Source organism: bacterium, from assembly GCA_030655055.1.
GTDB lineage: Bacteria > Edwardsbacteria > AC1 > AC1 > EtOH8 > UBA5202.
The window spans coordinates 1-9,810 of the sequence record JAURWH010000178.1; the positions used below are offsets into that span (position 1 = coordinate 1).

Here is a 9,810-nt window from a genome sequence, read left to right on the forward strand (position 1 = left end):
ACCTCCTGGTCCTTGGCGGTGGCTATGAACACCTGGTATCCCGGGTCCAGCTGGTCCACTAAGAACCCGCCCCGCTCCCGGTCCAGCTCGGCGAAGATCTCGTCCAGCAGCAGGATCGGGTTTTCCTTCAACTGCACGGCCAGCATCTCGGCCTCGGCCAGTTTCAGGCTGATGGCGGCTGTGCGCTGCTGGCCCTGAGAGCCGAAGCTGCGGATGCTGCTGCCGCCGATGGATATCTCCAGGTCGTCCCGGTGGGGTCCGAACATGGTGATGCCCCGCCGCCTCTCGAACTCGTAGTTGGCGGCCAGGGCCTTGGCAAAGGCCTGTTCCACCGGCTCGTCCGGTTCGCTCTTGAACGAAAGCTTGTAACGCAGACCCAGCCGCTCCCGGCCCCCGGCAATGCCCAGGTACCGGCTGCCGGCGGTTTCCTTAAGATCGTCTATCACCTGGATCCGCTTGTTGATTATCCTTGACCCGCAGGCCACCAACTGCTGGTTCCAGGCCTCCAGCGAAGCTACCTGGCCCCGCCCCTCGCGGATGTCAAACAGCAGACGGTTGCGCTGGTGCAGCAGCCGGCGGTATTCCTGGAGGTCGGCCAGGTAATTGCGGGAAAGCTGGGAGATGGCCAGGTCCATGAAACGCCGCCGCACCCCGGGCCCGTCCTTGCACAGTTCGTCATCCTCGGGCGAAAGGCTGACCACCGGAAGCCGGCCGATGAGTTCTGACAGCTTGAGCTGCACTTCGCCGTTGATCTTGCAGCGTTTTTCCACTTTGTTGAAGGCGGATTCCACCATCATCTCACCCCGCTGGGTCTGCATCTGGCCTTCCAGACGGAACATGTCGTCGGAGAAGCGGATCAGGTTTTCATCCTCGGCCGATTCCCTCATCGAGCGGCCGATGCACAAATAATAGATGCCTTCCAACAGATTGGTTTTGCCCGAACCATTGGAACCATAGAATAAATTCTTGTCTTCAGAAAATTCCAAGGAAAAGGTCTGCAAATTCCTGAACCCACTGCCCTTAAAAGACTTAAGATACATAAAATCCCGGTTTTTGGATTTTTTAGGTTAAAACACTATTTGGTGTATTATGTCGGTAATTATACCACAATATATGGTAAAATTGCAAAGGTTTTTTCTATTATTTTTGCATTGTATCTTATTGCATTGCATAGAGTTTAATGGTGATTAATTTTGTGCAGCTAAAAAGCTTGGATTTTGGAGAGAAAACCTTTTAAAACAAAAAACCGGCATCATTTCTGATACCGGTAAAAAATATATTTCATCAACTACTGTGACCAAATCCCAATCATCAAGTCCCAATCTTATGGTGGGCGGTACAGGATTCTCTGCCGGCAGCCAAGCCTTTATGTTAGGCGACGGCAGATCCGCCGCCGCTTAACCGCTCAGCCGTGCTACTGGCGGAGAACCTGTCTAAAAACAAAAAAGGCATCTTAAGATGCCTGCGGAAAAAAGATTCACAAACCACACCGATCAAATCCCTATCATCTATTCCCAGTCTTATGGTGGGCGGTACAGGATTCGAACCTGTGACCTCTGGTATGTGAGACCAGCGCTCTAACCAACTGAGCTAACCGCCCTACTCCAAAGAATTGCTACGTCATCCTGAGAATGGCCCCTTGCTCTGCTTCCGAAGGACGCCCGGCTTTTTCAGTCTTCATTCCGACACACTCCGCCTGCTTAACCGATCAACTATTCTTCGATCTGCCAAGCACGAAGCCCCGTTCAGAATTACAACGCCTTAAGTATACCAAAAAATAAAAATCTATTCAAGTTTTTTGTTGGCCTGTCCGCAACCGGACATTTTTTCAGGCTAGGATCTCTTTTATCTTCTCCAGCACGTCCGGCATTTCCCGTTTTATCAGTTCCAGTGTCTTGGCATAATCCTCCAGCGTTCCGCCGATGGGATCTGCCACTCCGTCCACCGAGAGAAGGTCCACCTGGGCTTTGGGGAAAAGTTTTCTGGCGTCCTGCCGGTGCCCCTCCTCCAAGGCGATGATAATGTCGGACTGTTTCATCAGACTGTCGGTCAGGGTCCGGGAATGATGGCCGGAGAGATCGAAGCCGCATTTCTTGGCCGTCTCCTGCCCTTTGTCCGTGGCCGGCATGCCCGGCAGGGCTCTGGTGCCGCAGGATCGCACTGTCACTCTGTCCTTCCAGTTCTTGGGAAGAATGTGCCTGAGGTACCCCTCGGCCATGGGACTGCGGCAGGTGTTGCCGGTGCAGATGAACAGCACCTCAACCTTGTCCTGCTTCACCGGCAGCAACAAAAGTTCTGACAGTTCCTGCCGGTCAATGTCGCCCCGGCGCAGTATCACCGGGTGCTCCCGGGACAGGTCCAGCACAGTGGAAGGCCGGCAGCGGGGAAGCTCCCCCCCGTCCAGGATCATGTCCACCGGATCTTTGAAGGATTCTATCACCTGCTCGACATTGCAGGATTCCTGGGCCCCGCTGACATTGGCGCTGGTGGTGGCCAGGGGACAGTCCAATTGTTCCAGGATGGACTGCAGAGCCTTGTGTTTTGGCTGCCTGACCCCGATGGTGCCGTTTTTATCCAAGCCCCATTTTTTGACCCGGTCCGAAGCAGGGAACACCATGGTCAGCGGCCCCGGCCAATAAGCGTCGATAAGTTTCCCGGCATATTCCGGGGCCTGACTGACGATCCCGGCAAGCTCCTTTGGATCCTTGATGAACAGTATCAGCGGCTTGGAAAAGTTCCGCCCCTTAAGCCGGTAGATCTTTTTAACTGACTGGGGCAGGTCGGCCCGGCAACCCAGGCCATAGACCGTATCGGTGGGAAAGGCCATCACCTCTCCCCGGTTCAGGGCATCCACGGTTTGGCCTGCGGCTTCGGAAAGACCGGAGTTGTCTTCTTCCAGCCTGATCAGATGTCCCCTGGTTTGGCGAAATATGTTCCTCATTTGACCTTGTCCCCGGCCGCAGCGCTTATTTCCTTGAGCTGCTTTTTCAATAATTGCCGTTTGATCGGACTGAGGTGGTCTATGAAAAGCACCCCGCTAAGGTGGTCCATCTCATGCAGAAACACCCGGGCTAAAAAGTCGGCAGCCTCCAGCTCCAGCGGGTTGCCGTCCCGGTCCAGTCCGGTGACGGTCACGTTCTGGGGCCGGGCCACATCGGCGTACATACCGGGGAAACTAAGGCATCCCTCCTGGTAGACGATCTTGCCGTCGGAAGCCTGCAGTTTGGGGTTTATCAGTATCAGCGGCTTGGCATGTTTGGGATCCAAAGCCGGAAGGTTGATGATGCAAAGGGCCAGCGAATGCCCCACCTGGGGCGCAGCCAGACCCAACCCCCGGGCCGAAGCCAGTGATTCGATCATCTGCTCGGCCAAAGAGATCAGCCGGCCGTCGATGTTCTTCACCGGCTCGGCCTTTTGCCTCAGCACCGGGTCGCCATAGACCCTGATGGGTAGTATTTTTTGTTTGGTTGCTGACATCTCTATTATGCCACTAAGACACGAAGACACAAAATCACGATTTACAATTTACAATTCACGATTTGGCTTGGCGGCTTGGCTGTTAAGTAACCCTTACTTTTCCAGTTTGACAGAGACCGTGGACTTCTGCACTTCTATCTTGACGTTCTCGTCTATCTTGACCACCACCATGTTCCGGGCGTCGTCCACTCCCACCACGGTGCCGTGGATCCCGCCGGCAGCGATGACCTTGTCGCCCTTCTGCAGGCCCTTAAGCATCTGGGCGTGCTTCTTCTGCTGGCGCTGCTGGGGAAGGATCAGCAGAACATAGATGATGACGAACATGATGACGATGGGCAGCAAGCCCAGCAAACCGCCGCCGCTCTGCTGTCCCGCAGCCGGGGCTCCCGGCTGTCCCATGGCAAATGCTATTCCGAACAAAGTATTTCTCCTTTTATTGTATTTTTGTTTTTGATCCATTTAGGTTACCATGATATCACACTAAGACACCGAGGCAATTCTTTGTGTTCTCTGTGGCTTCGTGTGAGAAGGCCCTTCAATCAGCCGGCTGGTCACTTGTTTTTTAGTGATTTCGGTCCGAAAGAATCCGGAAGCAGTTCTTTTAGTTTCCGCGTTCTGACCTTCCCCTTGGCTCCGGCCATGATCACTTCCAGCTCGGGGGAAAACTCGTGCAGCACCTGGCGGCAGGCCCCGCAGGGCGCGGTAGGTTCCGGGGAATCGGAGACGATGGCGATGGCGATGAAGTCTCTCTCCCCCCGCCCCACCGCCTGGAACACGGCATTGCGCTCGGCACAGCAGGTCAGCCCGTAGGAGGCGTTCTCCACGTTGCAGCCGGTGTAAACCTTGCCGCTCTTGGCGAGAAGCGCCGCGCCTACTTTGAATTTGGAGTAAGGAGCATAGGCCTTCTGTTTGGCTTCTTTGGCAACTTTGACTAGGTCATTAGCAGTTGGTCGGTAGGGTTTAGGCATTTTTAACCTCACCATTTTGTAACAACTTTGCGTCATTAGCGTCTTAGCGGTTTATTGAGGTCCAGAAGCTCTGACCGTTCCCGGTTCCCTGTATGCCGAAGACCTCAGCTAAAGTGGCCGCGATGTCCGCAAAACTTTCCCTGGTTCCCAGGTCGCCCCCGTTTTTGATCCCCGGGCCGAAGACCAGCAGCGGGGTGTATTCCCGGGAGTGGTCGGTGGAGGGAGTGGTGGGATCGTTGCCGTGGTCGGCGGTGATCAGGAGCAGATCGTCTCCGGTCAAGACCTTCAGCAGCTCTGGCAGCCAGGCGTCGAAGTCCTGCAGGCCTTTGTAAAAACCCAGGACATCGTTGCGGTGGCCCCAGCTCATGTCAAAGTCCACCAGGTTGGCCATCAGCAGGCCCTGCTTGAAGTCGGGCAGGGCTTTCAGGATCTTTTCCATGCCATCCCGGTTGTCGTCGGTGTGGATGCTTTGGGTCAGACCCTGTCCGGCGAACAGGTCGTGGATCTTGCCCACGCCCATGACTTGCAGGCCGCTTTTTTTGAGGTGGTCCAGCACGGTAGGCTTGAATGGTTTCAGGGAAAGATCCCTGCGATGACCTCCAACTCTTTGGTAGTTGCCGGAAGTTCCAATGAACGGCCGGGCTATCACCCTCCCCACCGCGTGTTCGCCGGTCAGGATGTCCCGGGCCTTCTGGCCCCAGTAGTAAAGTTGCTCCAGGGTGACAATTTCCTCGTGGCAGGCGACCTGAAACACGCTGTCGGCCGAGGTGTAGACGATGGGAAAGCCGGTCTTGACGTGCCGGTCCCCCAGTTCTTTGATGATCTCGGTGCCGGAGGCCACCCGGTTGGCCAGGATGTCCCGGCCGATGGCCTTTTTGAATGGTTCTATGATCTCCGGCGGGAACCCGGCAGGATAGGTGGGCAATGGCTTTTCGGTGACCAAGCCCGTAATCTCCCAGTGCCCGAAGGTGGAATCCTTGCCCTTGGAACGTTCGGTCAGTTTGCCCCAATTGCCTGAGGCCAGGGGATTTTGTGAGACCCCGGATATCTCAATGACGTTTCCCAACCCCAAACCCTGCAGGTTGGGCAGGGCCAGTCCTCCGGGGACCGCCCGGGAAAGGTTGCCCAGGGTGTTGCTGCCCCGGTCGCCGAAATCGGCGGCATCGGGCAGTTCCCCCGCCCCGCAGCCGTCCAGAATTATCAGAATGACCCTTTTCATGAATGCTTGTAATAACTACGAATTTTTGACAGGATTTACAAAATTCTCATGGTTTTAAATTCAGAAACATTCCGGCAAATCATGTTAATCCTGTCTTACCAAGGCCATAGAAAAACCTTATTATTTAATTATCGCATATTTTTTGCCGGTTGTAAATAGCAAAACGCCCCCCGCCAAAGGCGGGGGGCGTTTTTGCAACCGAGAGATTAACCTAGTAGCCCAATATCTGCAGGTTGTCAAAATAGGCGCCTTCTGTTTCGAGACCCACGCCATCAGAATCAAACGCTATGGCCAGCTTTACCACTTGATTGACATAACCACCTAGGTTGATCGAATAGCTATCCCAGTAATTAAACCCGGTCCCAGAGACGCCGCCAAAGGAGGTCCAGTGGGCTCCTCCGTCAGTGGAGATCAATATCGTTACCGGATCACCTGCACCATCTGTGCTGACCCACATGTCAAAAACAAAATAGGCGGCGTTAGTATACCCGGTAAGATCAATGGAGGGGCTGATAAGGGTGTCGTGCACGGCCACTCCGATATCGTAAGTGGAATCCGCATCCTTGCCGCAATACCAGTTATAGACCCCTCCGCCGTAGGGAGACGGGTTCCTGGTGGAGCGGTGCCACAGGCTGAAGGTGGTGTCGCTTTTGGTGGACCAGCCGATATTTCCGGACTCCACCTTGTCGTCAAACAACACATACCAATTCCCCGCGCTATAGGTCGCAGAGTTCCAAAAGTCATCGCTGTTCCAGCCGTTGGTTACGCTGGCGATTTCTCCGCCGATGCCATTGCCGTTTTCATCCAGCTTCAAGCCGACCATATCCTGAACTTCGCGGCTTACCCACACATACGGCGTATAACCAATGGCATTTTCCAGGCTGTACACCGCACCCATGCTGTCCGGCAATACCTTAATGGTGCCCAAAATGTAACCGGTCTTGTTCCAGTCCATATAAGCTTTGATGAAACTGGAGGTCAAATAGGCCGGGTTCATTTTCTTGGTGAATTTGATGGTCATGGTCCGGTTGTTATCCGTATACTGGATGCTGTTGACCACCGGCGGAGTGACCGAGCTGGTGGCTTCGTAGGTTCGGAACTTGACCATCACCCTGTCTATTGTCTCGTTCTCGGAATAACCATTCGCATCATTGTTGCCGTTTAAAGTATTTCCCTTAAGATCCTTGATGCCGGTATGCACCGTCAGGGTATAGTTGGTGCCGGTGGCCAGCCCCAAGTTTTTAAAGCGAACCTCTACATTGACCGGCCAGGTGGCCATCAGTTTGGTCATCAGGGGAACAAGGTTGATCACCGTACCGTTATCGGCCACCAGTGAGAACTGGGCGGCTGAGATGCTTGTGCTGTCGATGCTGTCGGCATCGGCGATGAATATCCGGATGGAGTCGGTGGTCTCAAAATAAGTTGTGCCATTGCCGGGGATGATGCCGGTTATCTGCGGGCCAGCAATGTCTCCCGGCCAGCCGGCAGCGGTGGCCCCGCGGAACTTCACCCGGTAATTGTCCTGGGGATCCACCCAGCCGTTGCCGTTGCCGTCCAGCCGGTTGCCGTACTTGTCGGTGACATTGGTGTTGACCGTCACCAGATAGCGCAGGGAATCCACCCAACCGCTGGCCGCCTTGATGACTATTTTCCGGGCGGCGACATCGTAGCTGACGGTGCGGGGGATGCGGACGTAATTGGCAGCATTCTGCAGGATGACCGAATTGGTGTCAACCGTGGCGCCGTTCAGGTCATGTCCAAAATAAATGTTGATCTGGTCATCGGCCGGCACCGGATAAAATATGTTGTTATTGCTCATGTCGTAAGCCCCTGTTACCTTGGGGCCGGCGGAGGTGGCCGCTCCGGTCTGGTAGGAGTCGGTGATCGGTGCAAAGGGGGTTTCTTTCTTGCCGCAGCCGGCCATGAACGCTGTTGAAACTACCAGCCCCAAGGCAAGCAGTAAATATAGTCTCTTTTTCATATTTTATATTCTCCTCTGTTAGAATTTAAACACGGCGGATAGTTTCCAGTTGGTCAGGTCATTCAGCTGGGCAAAGCCCATGAAGTCAAGCTGCAGGTTTTCGGTTACCTTCCAGCCGGCGCCGTAGGTGTAATCGGTGTAGGAATTCCGGTAGTTGTACGTATTGGTGTAACCGGTCTGCTCATCTAACGGATCAGGGTAGAAATCGGTGGTGGTATACCCGTTGCCATAACGTGTAACTACGGTGGTCATGTCAGATCCGCCGGTCAACGTATTGTTGTTGGTGTAACTTCCGTTGTTGATCTCGTGCCTGGCTCCCAGGCGGAAGACTATGCTCTTGGTGAGATCAAACTCCACGCAGACGGGGAATGACCAAGTTAAATAAGAACCGGTGTTCATGTACTCCCACTGCTCGTTCCAGGTGGAGGTCTCTACATAGCTGGTCGGCAGGGTATCGATATTCTGGTCGCTGTAGCGGTAAACGCTGGTGTTTGCCTCGTCAATGGTGCTGGTTTGATCGTAATTGCCGGTCGACAGCCCAAAGCCTATGGCGAACACCGCCTTGTTAAGCCGAGCCTTGCTGACCATCCTGAAATCGATGTTGTTGTCGGCATTTTCGCCTTCCAAGGTTCCGGTATAGCCTTCGTCATAATATTCAGAGGTCAGGGACAACGTCTGTTCATGATAATTTTCTTCCCAAGTGGTGCCCGCCTTGGGTTTGTTGCTCATATGGCTGTATTGCAGGTCCAGCCGGGTGTCAACCTTGTCGCTCCATTTGTAGACATAGGCTCCGCCGCCGGAGAAGGCAAACCCGGTGTATTCGGTTGTATAGTTATGGTCCTCGGTCTCATTATAGCTGTCTCCGCCGGGATAATTTTCGTCCCAGGAATAGTCGTATTCGTCAATATTCTTGCCGCCGCCAAAACCCACGGCCAAACGCAGGCTGACATCCATCTTGTCGTTTAACGGCTTCCAGACCGAAGCCCCCACGTAGTTCGTGCTTTCGTTATACCCGTTGCTGCTGGTATCCTGTTCGGCCTGGGTGTAGATGGTCTGCCCGGTGACCAGGTTCTGCTCGGTATAGTCGTATTTGTTGAACTCGTCCTGCATATAGGAATACTGTTCCCGCTTGAAGGCCACGCCAAGTTTCATGTCATTGACCTGTTTGGCCCACCCCAGGAAGTAGTCCTTCTCGTCTTGGGTATCCTGATATTGATACTGGTACTTGTCCACTGCCTTGAAGTCGTATCCCGGATTGGCCCCGTTGGTCTCTTCCAGATAAATATATTCGTAGGCTGTGCTGTCCCGGTATTTGTCCGTGTTCTGGGAATAAACCAGCCCCAGCTTGCCGTAGCCAAAGATATCTGAGGTTCCGCCGATGACATAGGTGTCGTCGCCATTGTTGTCAAAAACCTCTTCATACTGGCTGTAGATATTTGATAGGTTGGTATACAGCCGCCCGCCGTCGATCAGTGTCATCCGGGCCGGGTCCAGATACCCGTAACTGCCCAGCATCAGATCCAGATCATCCTCCAACAGGCCCGAAGTGGATTGGTTGCGGAACGAGTTGTACCAAGGGTATGTTTGAACCTGCGCCACTGCGGCTGCCGACATAGCAAGCAAAACAATAAGGGTCAATACTCTTGCTCTCATTTTTTCCTCCAGTTTGTTATTGGTTGGTTTTTGATAAACATCTTTGGGATGGATTTACATTAATAAACTGGTTACGGTTCACCTCCTTCTTTATATTATATCAACATATGCTTATTAAGTGAGTATATATTGTATATGATATTAAAAAGATCCTCCATTGTCAAGGATAAAAATTGTTTTTTTTGTTTTTTTTTGTTTCCGGTTGGCATGAGATCATCTTGGGGGTAAAATTTGGGGACTGGGGGAAATATCTATTGACTAAATTTGCGCAGGTGGTATAATTGAAAAGTGATTTGTTTGGTCCTTTTCATCCGCAGATGTAGTAATTATAACTTGGATCGGTTTGCAGAGATGGGGATCATTCAAATCTGCGTTAATAGTTCGGTAAAACACCCACTACAACGTCTGTGGATGATAATCCCCCGCAAAGAATAAACAACGAGCATCGCCGGTTATGTCTAAAAAAACTTTCCTTCTGATCCTGCTGGGCCTTATCTGGGCCGGCTCCCTGG

At 53.2% G+C, this 9,810-nt stretch carries 8 protein-coding genes and 1 tRNA gene; all 9 read right to left on the minus strand.

What is annotated here, in order from left to right:
* On the minus strand, positions 1–986 hold a 986-nt coding region (gene recF / locus Q7U71_08510; GenBank protein ID MDO9391800.1), incomplete at its 3' end, for a DNA replication/repair protein RecF.
* Between the two features lie 537 nt (positions 987–1,523).
* Positions 1,524–1,600: transfer RNA gene (locus Q7U71_08515), tRNA-Val, on the minus strand.
* Between the two features lie 228 nt (positions 1,601–1,828).
* Entirely contained in the window at positions 1,829–2,941 is a 1,113-nt protein-coding gene (locus Q7U71_08520; protein MDO9391801.1) for an L-threonylcarbamoyladenylate synthase, read from the minus strand.
* Positions 2,938–3,477: a peptide deformylase gene (gene def / locus Q7U71_08525; protein MDO9391802.1), complete on the minus strand. Its 540-nt coding sequence runs from the start codon at positions 3,475–3,477 to the stop codon at positions 2,938–2,940. The genes Q7U71_08520 and def overlap by 4 nt, the downstream gene beginning before the upstream one ends.
* A gap of 93 nt (positions 3,478–3,570) precedes the next feature.
* On the minus strand, positions 3,571–3,897 hold the full coding sequence (yajC, locus tag Q7U71_08530; GenBank protein ID MDO9391803.1) for a preprotein translocase subunit YajC: 327 nt from the start codon (positions 3,895–3,897) through the stop codon (positions 3,571–3,573).
* Between the two features lie 131 nt (positions 3,898–4,028).
* Positions 4,029–4,445: a cytidine deaminase gene (locus Q7U71_08535; protein ID MDO9391804.1), complete on the minus strand. Its 417-nt coding sequence runs from the start codon at positions 4,443–4,445 to the stop codon at positions 4,029–4,031.
* Positions 4,446–4,488: 43 nt separating this feature from the next.
* Positions 4,489–5,664 (minus strand): phosphopentomutase, encoded by a 1,176-nt coding sequence (locus tag Q7U71_08540; protein ID MDO9391805.1) that lies wholly within the window; start codon positions 5,662–5,664, stop codon positions 4,489–4,491.
* 211 nt (positions 5,665–5,875) lie between these two features.
* On the minus strand, positions 5,876–7,645 hold the full coding sequence (locus Q7U71_08545) for an Ig-like domain-containing protein (GenBank protein ID MDO9391806.1): 1,770 nt from the start codon (positions 7,643–7,645) through the stop codon (positions 5,876–5,878).
* A gap of 18 nt (positions 7,646–7,663) precedes the next feature.
* Positions 7,664–9,298: a hypothetical protein gene (locus tag Q7U71_08550; protein MDO9391807.1), complete on the minus strand. Its 1,635-nt coding sequence runs from the start codon at positions 9,296–9,298 to the stop codon at positions 7,664–7,666.
* Positions 9,299–9,810 lie beyond the last annotated feature (512 nt).

Coding starts and splice junctions, on each gene's coding strand:
- Q7U71_08520 (MDO9391801.1), bottom strand. CDS start 2,941: ATGAGGAACATATTTCGCCAAACCAGGGGACATCTGATCAGGCTGGAA.
- def (MDO9391802.1), bottom strand. CDS start 3,477: ATGTCAGCAACCAAACAAAAAATACTACCCATCAGGGTCTATGGCGAC.
- Q7U71_08535 (MDO9391804.1), bottom strand. CDS start 4,445: ATGCCTAAACCCTACCGACCAACTGCTAATGACCTAGTCAAAGTTGCC.
- Q7U71_08540 (MDO9391805.1), bottom strand. CDS start 5,664: ATGAAAAGGGTCATTCTGATAATTCTGGACGGCTGCGGGGCGGGGGAA.
- Q7U71_08545 (MDO9391806.1), bottom strand. CDS start 7,645: ATGAAAAAGAGACTATATTTACTGCTTGCCTTGGGGCTGGTAGTTTCA.
- Q7U71_08550 (MDO9391807.1), bottom strand. CDS start 9,298: ATGAGAGCAAGAGTATTGACCCTTATTGTTTTGCTTGCTATGTCGGCA.